General features: G+C 37.0%; 16 protein-coding genes. 7 read left to right on the top strand and 9 right to left on the bottom strand.

The window, feature by feature from the left end; translation table 11 throughout:
- Nucleotides 1–169: 169 nt before the first annotated feature.
- A complete protein-coding gene (gene pheT, locus ABXT71_RS12535) occupies nucleotides 170–2596 on the bottom strand; it encodes a phenylalanine--tRNA ligase subunit beta (RefSeq protein WP_415371703.1) in 2427 nt (808 codons plus the stop codon).
- A gap of 94 nt (nucleotides 2597–2690) precedes the next feature.
- Here pheT and ABXT71_RS12530 point away from each other — a divergent pair, with 94 nt between their 5' ends.
- The 4 genes from ABXT71_RS12530 to ABXT71_RS12515 all read left to right on the top strand — a co-directional run bounded on the left by ABXT71_RS12530 (nucleotide 2691) and on the right by ABXT71_RS12515 (nucleotide 5294).
- The gene (locus ABXT71_RS12530; protein ID WP_415371702.1) at nucleotides 2691–2831 is read left to right on the top strand and encodes a hypothetical protein; all 141 of its coding nucleotides are present in this window, start codon (nucleotides 2691–2693) and stop codon (nucleotides 2829–2831) included.
- A 192-nt stretch (nucleotides 2832–3023) separates the two neighbouring features.
- The gene (locus ABXT71_RS12525) at nucleotides 3024–3902 is read left to right on the top strand and encodes a TlpA family protein disulfide reductase (RefSeq protein ID WP_415371701.1); all 879 of its coding nucleotides are present in this window, start codon (nucleotides 3024–3026) and stop codon (nucleotides 3900–3902) included.
- Nucleotides 3903–3999: 97 nt separating this feature from the next.
- Nucleotides 4000–4386 carry an START-like domain-containing protein gene (locus ABXT71_RS12520; protein ID WP_415371700.1) on the top strand — a complete coding sequence of 129 codons (387 nt, stop codon included), beginning with the start codon at nucleotides 4000–4002 and terminating at the stop codon, nucleotides 4384–4386.
- A 68-nt stretch (nucleotides 4387–4454) separates the two neighbouring features.
- Complete coding sequence (locus tag ABXT71_RS12515; RefSeq protein ID WP_415371699.1) at nucleotides 4455–5294, top strand: aminotransferase class IV; 840 nt, start codon at nucleotides 4455–4457, stop codon at nucleotides 5292–5294.
- A gap of 100 nt (nucleotides 5295–5394) precedes the next feature.
- Here the strand turns inward: ABXT71_RS12515 and ABXT71_RS12510 are convergent, their stop codons facing one another.
- From ABXT71_RS12510 to ABXT71_RS12490, 5 genes are all read right to left on the bottom strand, one after another.
- Nucleotides 5395–5958 (bottom strand): YqgE/AlgH family protein, encoded by a 564-nt coding sequence (locus tag ABXT71_RS12510; RefSeq protein WP_415371698.1) that lies wholly within the window; start codon nucleotides 5956–5958, stop codon nucleotides 5395–5397.
- Between the two features lie 134 nt (nucleotides 5959–6092).
- Complete coding sequence (locus ABXT71_RS12505; protein WP_415371697.1) at nucleotides 6093–6365, bottom strand: HU family DNA-binding protein; 273 nt, start codon at nucleotides 6363–6365, stop codon at nucleotides 6093–6095.
- Nucleotides 6366–6547: 182 nt separating this feature from the next.
- Complete coding sequence (gene fmt / locus ABXT71_RS12500) at nucleotides 6548–7498, bottom strand: methionyl-tRNA formyltransferase (protein ID WP_415371696.1); 951 nt, start codon at nucleotides 7496–7498, stop codon at nucleotides 6548–6550.
- 149 nt (nucleotides 7499–7647) lie between these two features.
- Nucleotides 7648–9546, bottom strand: coding sequence for an ATP-dependent DNA helicase RecQ (locus tag ABXT71_RS12495; protein WP_415371695.1), 1899 nt, complete (start codon nucleotides 9544–9546; stop codon nucleotides 7648–7650).
- Nucleotides 9543–10097 carry an AAA family ATPase gene (locus tag ABXT71_RS12490; protein WP_415371694.1) on the bottom strand — a complete coding sequence of 185 codons (555 nt, stop codon included), beginning with the start codon at nucleotides 10095–10097 and terminating at the stop codon, nucleotides 9543–9545. The genes ABXT71_RS12495 and ABXT71_RS12490 overlap by 4 nt, the downstream gene beginning before the upstream one ends.
- A 308-nt stretch (nucleotides 10098–10405) precedes the next feature.
- Here ABXT71_RS12490 and ABXT71_RS12485 point away from each other — a divergent pair, with 308 nt between their 5' ends.
- The 3 genes from ABXT71_RS12485 to murA all read left to right on the top strand — a co-directional run bounded on the left by ABXT71_RS12485 (nucleotide 10406) and on the right by murA (nucleotide 12748).
- The gene (locus tag ABXT71_RS12485; protein WP_415371693.1) at nucleotides 10406–10696 is read left to right on the top strand and encodes a DUF493 family protein; all 291 of its coding nucleotides are present in this window, start codon (nucleotides 10406–10408) and stop codon (nucleotides 10694–10696) included.
- Between the two features lie 73 nt (nucleotides 10697–10769).
- On the top strand, nucleotides 10770–11426 hold the full coding sequence (locus ABXT71_RS12480; RefSeq protein ID WP_415371692.1) for a DUF4290 domain-containing protein: 657 nt from the start codon (nucleotides 10770–10772) through the stop codon (nucleotides 11424–11426).
- A gap of 8 nt (nucleotides 11427–11434) precedes the next feature.
- Nucleotides 11435–12748 (top strand): UDP-N-acetylglucosamine 1-carboxyvinyltransferase, encoded by a 1314-nt coding sequence (murA, locus tag ABXT71_RS12475; RefSeq protein WP_415371691.1) that lies wholly within the window; start codon nucleotides 11435–11437, stop codon nucleotides 12746–12748.
- An 84-nt stretch (nucleotides 12749–12832) separates the two neighbouring features.
- On the opposite strand, the gene ABXT71_RS12470 is transcribed toward murA, so the two are convergent.
- The 3 genes from ABXT71_RS12470 to ABXT71_RS12460 all read right to left on the bottom strand — a co-directional run bounded on the left by ABXT71_RS12470 (nucleotide 12833) and on the right by ABXT71_RS12460 (nucleotide 15220).
- On the bottom strand, nucleotides 12833–13417 hold the full coding sequence (locus ABXT71_RS12470) for a tRNA (guanine-N1)-methyltransferase (protein WP_415371690.1): 585 nt from the start codon (nucleotides 13415–13417) through the stop codon (nucleotides 12833–12835).
- A gap of 78 nt (nucleotides 13418–13495) precedes the next feature.
- Nucleotides 13496–13720, bottom strand: coding sequence for a (4Fe-4S)-binding protein (locus ABXT71_RS12465; protein ID WP_415371689.1), 225 nt, complete (start codon nucleotides 13718–13720; stop codon nucleotides 13496–13498).
- A 195-nt stretch (nucleotides 13721–13915) separates the two neighbouring features.
- Nucleotides 13916–15220, bottom strand: a complete 1305-nt coding sequence (locus tag ABXT71_RS12460; RefSeq protein ID WP_415371688.1) for a cryptochrome/photolyase family protein — start codon at nucleotides 15218–15220, stop codon at nucleotides 13916–13918.
- Nucleotides 15221–15247 lie beyond the last annotated feature (27 nt).

Genomic DNA, 15247 nt, shown 5'->3' with positions numbered 1-15247 from the left:
TGTAAAGGTGCTAATGGTAAAACCTACTTTTCTGAATTGAGAAGTGGGTTTTGTTTTTTTAAGATTACGATTTTGGTGTCAGTAGCTGCAGCAGTTGCGCTATTTTAAACTTTATTCGGAAATCAGTATCAAAAGGTTTGATTATAATTTGTTTAAAATCTAGTATCCCTTAGCGAAGCGAAGCCCCAAAATCCTTCTCAAACCTCGCTTGCAATTTTTTCATGATTTTATCAATCTGCTTGTCAGTCAAAGTCTTGTTTTCGTCTTGTAGCGTGAAACTTAATGCATAAGACTTTTTGCCATCTGGAAGGTTTTCGCCAGTGTATACATCAAAAAGACTCACTTCTTTTAACAATGATTTTTCAGTTTGTTCTGCCGTGTTTTTAAGATCTGAGAAAGAGATGTTCTCATCTAGTAACAAAGCAAAATCACGTTTTACTTGCGGGAACTTAGGGATTGGTTTTAGTGCAAAAGCTCTTTGAGAAAGCGCTTCAAGAATAGCATCCCATTTAAAATCTGCATAGACCATCTCTGTGTCCATTCCAAATGCTTTTGTCAGTTTTTTCTTTAAAACTCCCAGTTCAACGAGCGGAGTCTTTTTTGAGCTAATCGTAATTCCTTCTGCAAAAAGGTCACTTTTTAAAAGCCCTTCTTTAGTGTTTGTAATACCCAATTGCTCCAAGAGTGCAGCGACAATACCTTTCATATAAAAGAACCCTGAGGTTTCCGAGGTACTATTCCAACTTTCTGTAGCTTTTTTGCCGGTTACTAAAAGCGATAAATGTTTGTGCTCTTCGCGTCCGCTAGGATAGTTGTGATATGTTTTTCCAAACTCAAACAATTTTAAATCTGGCATTTTTCTATTGCTATTATAAGCAGCCACTTCTAAGGCGCTAAACAACATAGACTGTCGCATTACAGCGAGATCGTTACTAAGAGGGTTGAGCATCTCTATAGAGTGTTCCGTCTCCAAACTTTCAGAAAGAGAAAGATATTTTTGGGTCGTTAATGAGTTGTTGAGCATCTCATTAAAGCCAAGCGCAGCAAGCTGATCACCTACTTTGTTGCGCACCTCATAATCCTCGATAGGAAGTTTCCCAGAGATAGAGGCGTTTAGTTTTTGAGTGAATTTAATTTTATTATAGCCGTAAACACGCAAAATTTCTTCGATTACATCTGCTTCACGCGTTACATCATTTCTATACGCAGGGATGGTCATTCCAATTCCTGTCTCTGTGATATTATGCACCTTGATTTCTAAAGACGATAAAATCTCTTTAATGATCTCTTTTGGGATTTCTTCGCCAATAAGTTTTGTGGTGTTTTCAAAATTTAAAAACACTTGATGATCTTCTATTTTCTTAGGATAGACATCTGCAATTTCGCTGGTTATTTGTCCGCCTGCAATTTCGCAGAGCATAATAGCTGCTACTTGCAGCGCATACTCTGCGCTGTTAGGATCAATCCCTCTTTCAAAACGGAAAGAAGCATCTGTATTAAGCCCGTGACGCTTCGCTGTTTTACGCACGCTTACAGGGTTAAAGTAAGCACTCTCTAAGAAGATAGCACTAGTGCTTTCTGACACGCCACTGTTTTTACCTCCAAAAACTCCTGCGATACAAAGTGGTTTCTCTGCATCACAAATCATTAAGTCTTCTTCGTGTAACTCGCGCTCAACATCATCTAAGGTTGTAAACTTCGTTCCTGTTTCAAGGGTCTTAATAATGATCCGGTTTCCTGCAATTTTATGCGCATCAAAAGCGTGTAATGGCTGTCCTAGGTCGTGTAAAATATAATTAGTGATGTCTACCACATTATTTAATGGAACAAGGCCAATGGCCTTTAATCTGTTTTGTAACCAAGAAGGGGATGGGGCAACTGTTATTCCAGAAATAGTTACGCCACAATATCGTGGCGCTAAAGCAGGTTTCTCTACTTCAATTTCTATCTTTAAAGTTCTGTTTTCAATACGGAAATTTGACGTGGAAGGTGTTATTAACTCTATAGAAACTTCGTGCTGCAGCAATCCAGCTTTTAAGTCTCTAGCAACGCCCAGATGGCTCATTGCATCTGCACGGTTAGGAGTAAGGCCTATTTCAAAAACAATATCGTTTTCTATATTTAGAACATCAGAGACTGGTGTTCCTGGTGCAATTTTTGCGTCAAGGACAAGGATGCCGTCATGACTTTTGCCCAGACCTAGTTCGTCTTCTGCGCAGATCATTCCCAGACTCGCTTCACCACGTATCTTCCCTTTTTTAATCTGCCAAGGTTTTCCTTCTTCATCATAAAGCGTAGTGCCTACAGTTGCTACAGGTACTTTTTGTCCTGCCGCCACATTAGGTGCGCCACATACAATTTGTACGGGTTCACCATTACCTAAATCTACCGTAGTTACTTTAAGTCGGTCAGCATTACCGTGTTGTTCACAGGTTAATACATGTCCTACGACCACACCTTCAAGTCCGCCTTTAACAGAAGAAAATGGGACGATTCCTTCTACTTCAAGACCCAAGTCTGTAAGAAGTTCGCCTGCTTTTTCTGCCTCCCAGTCGAGGTTGATAAATTGTTTTAACCAGTTATAAGAAATCTTCATGATGTGTCGTTATCAGCTGACAAAGATAACATTAATACCATTTTTTGTAAGTATATTTAAAAACGAATGTCCAAGTATTTTTTACAAGCCAATTATGAAATATATCTCCCTGCTTATTATCCTACTTATTGCAGTTTCTTGCGAAAATGCCAAGGAGTTGCAACCTAATGTTGGTGCTTGGAAAGCAGAGTTAGACTTGGGCAGCGGCAATATACTGCCGTTCTTACTCGAGTAACACGCAGATAATACGCTTACTATCTTTAACGCTGAAGAAGAAATAGAAGTTTCTGAAGTCACGATAAAAGGTGATTCTATCGTTATGCATATGCCTGTCTATGAAAGTGTTTTAAAAGGGGTTTTTACCGAAAACACTATTTAGGGTAGTTTTATAAAGGCTAGTTTAAATAGAACGGTGCCTTTTAAAATCATGCAAAACAAGGTTTTACGCTTTGATATTGCCAGAGCGCCCATATCTACTATTTCTGGAAACTGGGAAACTGTTTTCAGTCCGAACACTGTTGCGGATCGCTATATCGCTAAAGGTATTTTTAATCAAATAGGGAATAAGGTCACTGGAACTTTTAGAACCACGACAGGAGATTATAGATACCTAGATGGAGTTGTAGAAGAAGATTCTTTAAAGCTATCCACCTTTGATGGAGCCCACGCATTTTTATTTAAAGCAGCTATAAGTGATTCTGTAATGAACGGTATGTTCTACAGTGGCAATCACTGGAAAGAATATTTTACAGCCAAGAGAAATGAAAACTACGAACTCCCATCTGCAGACAATCTTACTTTTTTAAAAGAAGGTTATGAAAAATTCGTTTTCGCCTATCCTGATACTAAAGGCAATATAGTGTCACTAATAGATGACCGTTTTAAAAACAAAGTAGTCATCGTGCAGATAATGGGAACGTGGTGTCCTAACTGCTTAGACGAAACCAAGTTTTATACAGTATACAACACCGATGCTAAGAGTGATTACCTTGCCTTTGTTTCGCTAGCTTTTGAATATGCACCTACTAAAGAAAAAGCGTTTGCTTCTATCAATAGGTTAAAACAAAAAATAGAAGTGCCTTATCCTATTCTTCTAGCGCAATATGGGAGCAGTGATAAAAAAGGAGCACAGCAAAAATCACCAATGCTTAATCATATATTATCATACCCTACCACGGTCTTTATTGATAAGGCAGGAACAGTACGAAAAATACACACTGGTTTTAATGGTCCAGCTACTGGAGAAGAATACACAAAGTTTGTGGCAGAATTTGATGCATTTGTTAATGAGTTACAGGTAGAGTAAAACTCAATATTATATTTCAAGAATGTTTTAAAAAAAATTGAATGCAACCTTTTTGGTTCAAATAAGAATTTTTATATTGTTGGTCTAACAACAACGGATGGAAGATAAAATTAAATATGAGATGGAGTTTGTGATACAAGTATCTCCAGCGATGCTGTACAATTACATCTCTACACCCTCAGGGATGAGTGAGTGGTATGCTGACAATGTTAATTCTCGCGGTGAATTTTTCACTTTTATATGGGAAGGTAGCGAAGAAAAAGCAAAACTACTAAGTAAGAAAAGCCCAGAGCGTATTAAGTTCAGGTGGATGGAAGATGAAGGCACAGACTATTACTTTGAGCTACGCATACAAGTAGACGAAATTACAAAAGATGTGTCGCTCATGATTACAGATTTTGCCGAAGATGATGAGGTAGAAGAAGGAAAGCTACTTTGGAATAACATGATAGGAGAATTAAAGCAGATTCTCGGTTCAAAATAAATGATTAAACAAGTTCAATAGATACCCTTATCTTTGCACCGTCTTACCAAAATAAGACGGTTTTTTTTATGATAAATCTCAACGGAAAACTAGTAAATACAACAGAAGCGACTATCTCCCTCAATAATAGAGGCTTGCAGTATGGAGATGCTGTGTTTGAAACTCTTAAAATTTCAGGAACAAAAATATTTTTCTGGGAAGACCACTATTTTAGATTAATGGCATCTATGCGTATACTTCGTATGGAAATTCCGCAAACATTTACTTTAGAGTTTTTAGAAGCCGAAATTTTAAAAACGATAGATCTCGAGCAATCAAAAACGCACCGAGTTAAATTATTGGTGTGGCGAGATGCAGAAGGGAAGTACACGCCGACAGATAATAATATAGGGTATAGTGTATCTTCTGAAATTTTAAAGGTGCCATTCTATACCTTAAACGATGAACCCTACGAAGTAGAGTTGTATAAAGATCATTATGTGATGTCTTCTTTGCTCTCTACGTTGAAGACGACCAATAAGGTTATTAATGTGGTAGGAAGTATCTGGGCAAAAGAAAATGGATATCAAAACTGTCTGATGCTTAACGATAAGAAACAAGTAATTGAGGCGCTTAATGGGAATATTTTTCTTGTAAAAGATGGTAGAATAAAAACACCGCCACTAACAGATGGTTGCTTAAAAGGAATTATTAGAAAACAGATTTTAGCAATCTTAACCGCAGTACCAGATTACATTATAGAAGAGGAATCGATTTCTCCCTTCGAACTTCAGAAAGCAGATGAAATCTTTATTACAAATGTAATAACCGGAATTCAGCCTATTACTAAGTATCGCAAGAAAGAGTATGACAATACCATAGCAAAAGAGTTGTTAGGGAAGTTAAATGCGAAGGCTCGGTTTCAGTAGTTAGTAGTTATGAAGTCGAATAGTAATTAAAAAAACTAAATTTAAGAGCCCGGAGTGGTTTACTTAAAAATCAAAGTGTTTTAAATAAATTGTGCCGAAGTTAGTTATAATTAGGATTCTCAGGAGCATTAGACCAAATCACATAGTCGCCGCCAAACTCAATCATTTTCTTTTTCCAAAAATCATTTTTAGACTTTCCAATAATGGAGTCTTTGTCTTCATTTGGCACTACTTTCCAGCTATTTAGTGAGAGCTCTTCTTCTAGTTGCTCGTTTGCCCAACCAGAATAACCCAAGAAAAACCGAATCTGTTTATCTGTAAGCGTGTCATTTTCTAGAAGATCAATGATTGCATTAAAATCGCCTCCCCAGTATATGCCATTTGATATTTCTACACTATTTGGGATGAGGTCTGGAATTTTGTGTATAAAATATAAATTGTCCTGTTCTACGGGGCCGCCATTGTATACAGTAAGCGAGGAGCTTACTTCTGGCACAAAGTCTCTCAGCTTATATTCTAGTGGCTTATTAAGTATAAAGCCTACAGACCCGTTCTCTTGATTATACTCAGCGAGTAAAACCACAGACCTATTGAATGAAACATCTCCCATGATGGAAGGTTCTGCAACAAGTAGATGTCCCTTTTCTGGTTTAATTGATATCATTGTTAAACTGGTTCTTACTTTAAAATTAGTGAATAAAATTCATATAAAAAAATAAGCCCTTAAATGGGTTAAATCTTATCCATAAAAAAAGCCCGCTTAGGTAAGCAGGCTTTCTTATAAATCTGTAAGTTAGATTAGTTTACAGAACTCTGTAAGTCTGATCCAGCTTTGAACTTCACTACGTTTTTTGCAGCGATTTTGATTGTCTTTCCAGTTTGAGGGTTTCTACCTTCTCTTGCAGCTCTTCTTGTTACTGACCAAGAACCGAATCCTACTAGAGAAACTCTGTTACCTTTTTTCAAAGAACCTTCTACGTGTCCTAAGAAAGACTCTAATGCTTTTTTAGCTGCTGCTTTTGTTACTCCAGCGTCTTCCGCCATTGCATCGATTAAATCTGATTTGTTCATAATTTTTTTGAATTAAAATACTAGTTAAACATTGATTAATTTACTCATACAAATATAACGGGATAGTCGGTTCACACAAGTAGTGACGCGGTAAATACCAGATAATGTTAATAACTTAGCGGGTTGTTAACATTGATTAGCCGTTTTTTGGCGATTTTAATAGATTGAGCATTGATAGGGGTTCATGACATTTTAGCATTTTCAGAAAAATCATTACCATTTAAAAGCGAAACGATGTGCATTTTACGTTTACCGGGCAATTGCATCTCTTTGATATATAGGTATCCGTTTTGTACTGCGACTTTCATGGTTTTCTTTGTGGTGAAAATATGACCCATCACTTTTTTATGCGGCTCGGCTTCAAAACGTGCGTCATATATTTTAACCTTCAATGTTTCTTTATTTTCTATTAGCTCACTCCAGGCAGCAGGATGCGGTGATAAGCCTCTTATAAGTGCTTCTGTTTTTTCACCAGATTGTGACCAATTTATTTTCATGTTTTCTGGTGTCAACTTAGGTGCTTCTTTACGTGTTCCTTTTAGTGGTTGTGGAAATGTTTTAACATCACCATCTGCTATTAGTTGAACGGTCTTTAAAACGAGCTTGCTACCCAGCGCCATTAAAGTATCGTGCAAGGTTCCAACAGTCTCATCATCTTTTATGACAACAGAAGATTTCAGCAGTATAGCCCCTGTGTCTATTTTTTCATCAATAAAGAAAGTCGTTACGCCAGTTTCTTTCTCTCCGTTAATAATCGCCCAGTTAATTGGGGCAGCACCTCGATATTGAGGCAGTAGGGAAGCGTGTAAATTAAATGTGCCATACTCAGGCATAGACCAAACTAATTTTGGTAACATTCTAAAGGCCACAATAATCTGCAAGTTTGCATGGAGTGCTTTTAATTCAGCTAGGAAGTCTTTGTTTTTTAAGTTGGTTGGTTGTAGTACAGGTAGCTCTTGTGTTAAGGCGTACTCTTTTACAGCAGAAGGTCTCAGTTTTCTTCCACGACCAGCCGGTCTGTCTGGAGCAGTGATGACACCCACGACGGTTAGTTCTGCTTCTATTAAGGATTTTAAAATTCCAACAGCAAAATCTGGAGTTCCTAAAAAGACAATTCTTAAATCTCTGTTCATATTATTTACATTTTAGGGTTGAGCCCCGATATATTTTCAGTCTTAAGATAATAAATTTATGGCATTTCAGTGTTAATCCCATTATCCTTGAATACTCCAGAGCGACCATGGAAAACAGCATTTTACACCAAATTAAAACTATGTGTAGTTTAAACTCGATAGTACAAATTACGTGCGTCAATAGCAATACTTCCGTGATCAGACAACAGACGTAATACGTGTATTATTTTTGACTCAGCAAAAGTAAGACTTTCTGAGAGTTCTCTTGAAGATTTATTAGTGCCTTCCAGTTCGTTTAAAATAGCATCTCTAATAAGTAACATTTCTTTTTTTGAAGTAACCGTTTTTTGACTAGAGCAAACAGAACAAATGCCACAGGGAGATGCGGTTGTTTCTCCAAAATAAGTAACTAATTGTATGCTTTTACAAGTCTCAGTATTCGCTACATACCTTAATACAGAGGCGACTTGAGCTCTTTTTTTATCATTTAGTGCGGTTGCCTCGCGGGAGATGATATTGATTGTTTTGTCATCTTCTCGTGGTACTAAAAATGTGATAGATGCATCTGTCTGTTGTAATAATAAGGTACATAAACCTTGCTGTTCCATTTTCTGTAATGCCTGCTCGATTACAGGAATCGATTGGCCCGTTTTAGATTGTACAAAGTCAAGGTTAATCTGTGTGGCAGAATCAAAGACGCCTCCATAAATACGTAAGATGGTTTTACCGATAACCGAGCTTAATGGATCACTTGCAAAAAAATCAAGTACCACATCATTGTGTGCGGTAAAGTGTAAAGTAGATTTGCGACCAAACTCTTTAGATAATTGCAAAACACCTAGTCTGTCTAATGCTTGAATCCCGTTATATGTTACTAGTGTATTTAGTTTATACGCTGCGCAAAAGGCAGCAAACCCAAAACTGTGCTTGGTAAATTCGCCTTCTCCATAGGAAATCTGGAAGAAGTTGTTAAGTCTTTTGTAAATATGTTTTAAATCTTCTGCAGAGGCTAAAGAGCTTATATATTGCTTTTTGACCAATGTTTTATCATAGGTATTAAATATAAGAACCGCCCGTGCATATTGGCTATCACGACCCGCACGGCCTGCTTCTTGAAAATAGCTCTCCAGACTTTCTGCTAATTGAGTGTGAATCACAAAACGCACATTTGGATGATCTATTCCCATCCCGAAGGCATTTGTTGCCACCATAATAGGGACTACTTCAGACTTCCAGTTTCGTAAGCGATTTTCTTTTTCTTTAGGCGGAAGACCACCGTGAAAAAATTGACTTTTAAAGCCAATGGAGTTTAGTTCTTGGCTCAATTCTACTGTTCCTTTTCTATTTCTGATATAGATGATGACATTGCCTGTATTGTTTTTTAGCAGCTGCTCTATTCTGTATAACTTATCGTCCTCTTGAAGCACTTGATAGGCAATGTTATCACGTACGAAAGATTTCCTAAATATAGCTGGCAGCTCCATTTTAAGCTCTATTATGGTATCTTCTAGTACTTCTGGAGTTGCTGTGGCAGTGAGTGCAATAACCGGTGCTAAAGGTCTTAACTCCCTTAATATGGTGATGTTTTTATATGCCGGTCTAAAGTCGTTACCCCATTGAGAGATGCAATGTGCCTCGTCAATCGCGATGACATTTACATTCATTTGTTTAATGGCATTCTGCACATTTTCCTGTTGCAATCGTTCTGGCGACATATACAGAAACTTATAATTACCGTGTATCGCATTATCCAGCGTGGTCATTAAATTTGCAAAGGATAATCCTCCAGTAATTGATAATGCTTTAATTCCTTTTTCTTTTAAGCTAGTCACCTGGTCATTCATTAAGGCAACCAGCGGGGATATGACAATACAGATCCCATCCATCGCAATGGCTGGGACTTGAAAACAAACAGATTTTCCTCCTCCTGTAGGTAACAAAGCCACTGTATCTCGACCATCCATTACAGATGCGATAATATCTAATTGTAGCGGTCTAAAAGTGTCAAAACCCCAGTATTGTTTTAATATGTCATTTGGGTTATTCAATGGTGTTTATTGATTTCGTCGAGGATAAAAGTACTTCGTTCTTCTATGGAACCAAATGGAACTTCAATCACCTCATACCCGAATTGCTTATATCCATTTTTTAGATATTTATAAATGAGCGATCCCTGCTCAAAAGATTCGTAGCGCTCATTATCAGTGACGTGAATCTCCTTCCAAGGCGGTAATAAAAATACCATATGGTACCTGTTATTGAATATGGTTTCGGCAAAATTGTGAGGATAATGTGACCCTATATAATCCATATAAGCTGTGACATCTGGCATCCCGCGATCATAGAATAAAAGTGCAGTATTAGATGTTTCTGCATTTTTAAATTGCTTCAATCTACCAGCTAACAACTTCTTACTAAATAGCAAAGGATCTGTTAAAAACAACTGATCGATGCCCTGCGCTTGTGCCTCGAGAATTACCTTTCTTGATATTTCTTCCTCGCATTTATAGCCTATGGTTGCTAAGTGATTTATAAGCGTCGTTTTTCCTGTTGACGGACCTCCTGCAAGTACGATTCTCTTGGTCGTTTTTTTTTTCAATTTTTAGTAGCGTTTTAGGTTATGATACTGGCTTATTTCTGAAATTTTAAAGAATCGGTGTCTAGCTCTTAAAATTTCCGGAGTGAAAACTATACCATACAAAGTACGTAAATATTTATGGAACTCTTTGAGACTTTTTATAGAGGCTTGCATCGTGTGCTCTGTATCGATTTATTTTTGTCTGGGTATTTGTCGGAATCGATTTTAAAACTCACCTAGGGTCTTTTAATGAGGGACTATTTAAAGTTTTATTAAAGACCTCATTTTCAAACACCGTATCTTTGCAGTATAATAGATGAAAACCCCCAATGGCAGACCCTAAGAAAATAGAAGCATTTTACACCAGATTAAAAGAACAATTGGCCCTAGATACAAAATGGCCTGCGCCGTACTTGTTCAAATTTATAGTGCCAGCAAGCAACGAAAATATTGCCGAAATAGAAGTGATCTTTGATGGCCTAGGCGCAGAGATTAATACGCGCGATAGTTCTAAGGGCACCTATACAAGTGTTTCTATAGAAGTGAAAATGAAGTCCCCCGATGCGGTTATAAAAAAATACGTTGAAGTTTCTAAAATAGAAGGAGTGATATCTCTATAAAATTGTGTATTTTGCACCTAGAATACAGTGGCTTACACTTCTTAAGGACCAAACTTCCTAAATACTTACAACATTGATAGATAATTTAGAATACAACACCGAGCGCCCTCAGCTCATTATACCCGATTACGGTCGTCACATTCAGAAAATGGTAGACCACGCGATTAGCATTGAAGATGAGGTAGAACGCAACAAAGTGGCAAAAAGTATCATCTCAGTAATGGGTAATTTAAACCCGCATTTGCGTGATGTGCCAGATTTTCAGCATATGCTTTGGGATCAACTCTTTATCATTAGTGATTTTAACCTTAATGTAGAATCTCCTTATGATATACCATCACGAGAGGAACTAGCAGAAAGACCAGAACCATTAAGTTATCCACAAAACTTTCCAAAATATCGTTTCTACGGTAATAACATCAAACGTATGATTGATGTCGCTATTAGCTGGGAAGATGGGGAAAAGAAAGAAGGGCTCGTCTTGACAATCGCAAATCACATGAAAAAGTGCTTCCTGAACTGGAATAAAGACACTGTGGATGATGACGTGATTTTTAAACATTTATTTGAACTTTCTGAAGGAAAACTAAACCTTCAAGAAAGTGAAGAAATGCTCGTTGACTCTAACAAGTTGATGCAAAATAATAAGCGTTATAGCACAACCAACAAAAAGAGTAATCAGAAAAAGAGCAACTCTAATAGTAGAAATAATAACCGTAAACGTTACTAGATTTTTTTATGGGAACTTTCAAGATTGAAGGCGGTCACAGATTAAAAGGAGATATACATCCTCAGGGTGCAAAAAATGAAGCGCTCCAGATTTTGTGCGCAGTTTTACTTACATCAGAAGAAGTAATTATTGAGAACATTCCGGATATTAGGGATGTCAATAAATTGATAGGCATACTGAGTAATCTAGGTGTGAAGACCCAGAAACTGGGGAAAGGGAAGTTCGCTTTTATAGCAGATGACATTAATCTAGCGTATTTAGAATCTGAGCTATTTAAAGAAGAGGGAAGTTCTTTAAGAGGTTCTATTATGATTGTTGGGCCTTTGTTAGCTCGTTTTGGGAAGGGATATATTCCACGACCTGGAGGAGACAAGATAGGGAGAAGAAGACTAGACACTCACTTTGAGGGCTTTATAAATCTTGGTGCGACATTTAGATATAATAAAGAAGAACGTTTTTACGGGGTAGAAGCTCCTAATGGATTGACAGGTGCTTATATGCTACTAGATCAAGCTTCTGTAACAGGAACGGCTAACATCGTGATGGCTGCCGTGCTAGCAAAAGGAGCTACTACTATATACAATGCTGCTTGCGAACCTTATTTGCAACAACTTTGTAAAATGCTGAACTCTATGGGTGCAGACATTAAAGGAGTAGGGTCTAATATGTTAATCATAGAAGGTGTTAAGGAGTTAGGGGGTTGCACGCATCGTATTCTCCCAGATATGGTAGAAATAGGGAGTTGGATAGGCCTTGCCGCGATGACTCGCAGTGAGCTTACAATCAAGAACGTGAGCTGGGATAATCTTGGGTTGATTCCAGACACCTTTAGAAAACTAGGAATTAAACTTGAGAGGAAAGGCGATGATATTTACATTCCTTCTCAAGAACATTACGAAATACAAGGATACATAGACGGTTCTACCTTAACAGTTGCAGATGCCCCGTGGCCTGGTTTTACACCAGATCTATTAAGCATTGTGCTAGTGGTATGTACACAAGCAAAAGGAAACGTTTTAATACATCAAAAGATGTTTGAGAGTAGATTATTCTTTGTCGATAAGTTAATTGATATGGGAGCTCGTATTATTCTTTGTGATCCTCACAGAGCAACAGTAATGGGTCATGATTTTACATCTGAGTTAAAAGCGACCACAATGGTTTCTCCAGATATTAGAGCTGGTATTTCCTTATTGATTGCTGCGCTTTCTGCAAAAGGAACAAGCACAATCCATAACATAGAGCAAATAGACCGTGGGTATGAAAATATTGATGAGCGTCTAAGAGCGATAGGAGCGAAGATTATTAGGATAGATGCTTAAATGAAAAGAAATCTCAAAAATAAAAATCCCAAATCAAATTATCGTAGTTTGATTTGGGATTTTTATTTTTGAGATTTTCAACCCTCAGATTGTTTTTCTGTTTTTGTTTATTTCGTCTTGCAGTTTGCGACGTATTTGCTGAATCTCTTCAAGCTTTTTAGAACGGTGTGTTTCAAATTCAGTTTCTGTTTCCTCCAGTTTACTATTTGCCTCTTTTGTAATTGCATTGCTGTTTTTAAATCTGAAAATAAAGTACCCAAGTCCTAAAAGTAGTGCAGCAATTATAAACCACATCATACTATTATAGGTAGATTTTTTTACGATGGTTCCAAAGAAAGTGATTCCATCTTCTTTTTCTTTTGACAAAGTCAAATTCTCATTGGTGTCTTGTAGTGTATTTTCTAGGCTGCCTATTTTAACCTGCTGATCATCAATTGTTTTTTGAGAAGCCGCTATTTTGTCTTCTAATGCAGTCACAGAATCCAAGATGTTTTTTCGTAAGGCTGCTAATTTGAAAATTCTAATGACTTTGTAATCTTCAAAACGATTTGATTTATCGATAACATCAACGAATTGTCCTTCTAGTGAGTTGCCTTTGTCTTCCGTGTTTTGAGCCAAAAAGCTGAAAGAGAATAGTAAAGTAAATAATAAGAGAATTGATTTCTTCATATTGCAAAAGTAAGTTTGTCGTGCCTAAAACAAAAGAAGAATACAAAAATTATTTTGAGAATGTTAAATTTGCTATAATTAATTCTGATCAAGACGACAAAAGTCTAAAGCACCAGAAGGGCATTTACGTATTTGTTTAATGATTTCTTTCGAATTAGATCCTTCTAGATTAATCCAGGGGATTACTGTCATCCTGAATACATTTGATAAACCTTTTGCACAGTTCTCAGCGTAAATACATTTTCTTGGAGCGAATGTTACCGTTATTTCACCATTGGTGAACTCATTAAAAGCGATTGACATAAGTGCAGATTTGGGGGTTGCAGGTGGTAAACATAATAATAAATCAGATAAAATGCAATTAATTTAGTTAAAGTGTAATTATAAATGAAATGATTCTTAATGTTTTAACATATCTATTAAAGAATAAAATCAATTGCTTTAGATCATATACTAGTATCGTATAGGTCTTCGTTTAAACTATATCTGAGATAGCGACTAGGCTAGTGCCTCTTTGTAAGTTCTCAAACAGCGCTCCCGAGCCTCTTTGTGATCTACCATTTTTTCAGGGTATTTTTGTGTCTCAAATTCAGGTACCCATTTTTTAATGTACATTTTACCTTTGTCAAATTTCTCTACTTGGGTCATCGGATTAAAAATACGGAAGTAAGGCGCAGCATCAACACCACTGCCAGCTGCCCATTGCCAATTACCCACATTACTAGACTGTTCATAGTCTAATAATTTTTCTGCAAAATAAGCTTCGCCCCAACGCCAATCAATAAGAAGGTGCTTGCATAAAAAACTAGCAACTAGCATGCGCACTCGATTATGCATGTGACCCGTAGTGTTGAGCTCGCGCATTCCAGCATCAACTAAAAGATAACCCGTTTCACCTTTCTTCCATTTCTCAAACTCTACTTCGTTATTACGCCACTTAATTCTATCATATTTACTTCTAAAAGCGTTTTGTTGCGTCTTAGGGAAGTGCCATAATATCTGCATAAAGAATTCTCGCCAGATGAGTTCGTTCATAAAGGTTTCATTCTGTTGTGCAATGGCTTTCTCCATCATTCGCCTTATACTTACAGTTCCAAAACGAAGGTGAGATCCTAAATGAGAAGTTCCATCTATAGCGGGAAAATTACGTGTTGCCTCGTATTCATTTATTAATGTAGGGGTGACCACATAGGTAGGTACTTTAATATCAGAACTCGTAAAACCAATATTACTTAAAGAAAGATTAGGTAAATTACTATCTTGAATTAAGGCATCCATATGCTCAATCGTGTCGTGCATTTTTAGATGTTCGCTTGGTTTAAAAGCCGCTTTCCATTTATTCTTAAAAGGTGTATATACTACATAGGGAGTTCCGTCATCTTTAACAATTTGCTGTTTTTCAAAAATCACTTGATCTTTATATGTGTAAAATCCAATCTCCTTTTCAGCTAAGAGAGATTTTACTTCTTTGTCACGTTCTTGTGCATACACTTCATAATCGTGATTTGTAATGACATTTTGTATATCAAAATCCTTTACTAATTGCTCGAATATAGCAATGGGTTTTCCGTGAAACATTGCAAGACTACTTCCGTTTTCCTGAAGCGTCTCTCGCATTGCTTGCAGTGAATCGTAGATGAAGGTAACACGTGCATCATCTTTGGGTAATTCATCTAGTATTTCAGAATCAAATATGAATAAAGGCACAACAGGAAACTTGCCGTGCAGGGCTTTGAAGAAACCCACATTGTCATCTAATCTTAAATCACGTCGAAACCAGAACACATTAACTTTATCTGCCATCTATGTTATTTCAAATTATCAATATTA

Source organism: Patiriisocius sp. Uisw_047, assembly GCF_047730165.1.
In the GTDB taxonomy this organism is placed as follows: domain Bacteria; phylum Bacteroidota; class Bacteroidia; order Flavobacteriales; family Flavobacteriaceae; genus Patiriisocius.
Note: the sequence above shows the minus strand (reverse complement) of the source record. Positions and strands in the feature narration are given on the sequence as shown.

What these genes read in the sequence shown, in the direction of transcription:
- ABXT71_RS12485 (WP_415371693.1), top strand. Translation starts at nt 10,406, where the DNA reads ATGGCAGACCCTAAGAAAATAGAAGCATTTTACACCAGATTAAAAGAA.
- ABXT71_RS12520 (WP_415371700.1), top strand. Translation starts at nt 4,000, where the DNA reads ATGGAAGATAAAATTAAATATGAGATGGAGTTTGTGATACAAGTATCT.
- ABXT71_RS12530 (WP_415371702.1), top strand. Translation starts at nt 2,691, where the DNA reads ATGAAATATATCTCCCTGCTTATTATCCTACTTATTGCAGTTTCTTGC.
- ABXT71_RS12505 (WP_415371697.1), bottom strand. Translation starts at nt 6,365, where the DNA reads ATGAACAAATCAGATTTAATCGATGCAATGGCGGAAGACGCTGGAGTA.
- ABXT71_RS12465 (WP_415371689.1), bottom strand. Translation starts at nt 13,720, where the DNA reads ATGTCAATCGCTTTTAATGAGTTCACCAATGGTGAAATAACGGTAACA.
- ABXT71_RS12470 (WP_415371690.1), bottom strand. Translation starts at nt 13,417, where the DNA reads ATGAAGAAATCAATTCTCTTATTATTTACTTTACTATTCTCTTTCAGC.
- ABXT71_RS12460 (WP_415371688.1), bottom strand. Translation starts at nt 15,220, where the DNA reads ATGGCAGATAAAGTTAATGTGTTCTGGTTTCGACGTGATTTAAGATTA.
- fmt (WP_415371696.1), bottom strand. Translation starts at nt 7,498, where the DNA reads ATGAACAGAGATTTAAGAATTGTCTTTTTAGGAACTCCAGATTTTGCT.
- pheT (WP_415371703.1), bottom strand. Translation starts at nt 2,596, where the DNA reads ATGAAGATTTCTTATAACTGGTTAAAACAATTTATCAACCTCGACTGG.
- murA (WP_415371691.1), top strand. Translation starts at nt 11,435, where the DNA reads ATGGGAACTTTCAAGATTGAAGGCGGTCACAGATTAAAAGGAGATATA.
- ABXT71_RS12525 (WP_415371701.1), top strand. Translation starts at nt 3,024, where the DNA reads ATGCAAAACAAGGTTTTACGCTTTGATATTGCCAGAGCGCCCATATCT.
- ABXT71_RS12510 (WP_415371698.1), bottom strand. Translation starts at nt 5,958, where the DNA reads ATGATATCAATTAAACCAGAAAAGGGACATCTACTTGTTGCAGAACCT.
- ABXT71_RS12515 (WP_415371699.1), top strand. Translation starts at nt 4,455, where the DNA reads ATGATAAATCTCAACGGAAAACTAGTAAATACAACAGAAGCGACTATC.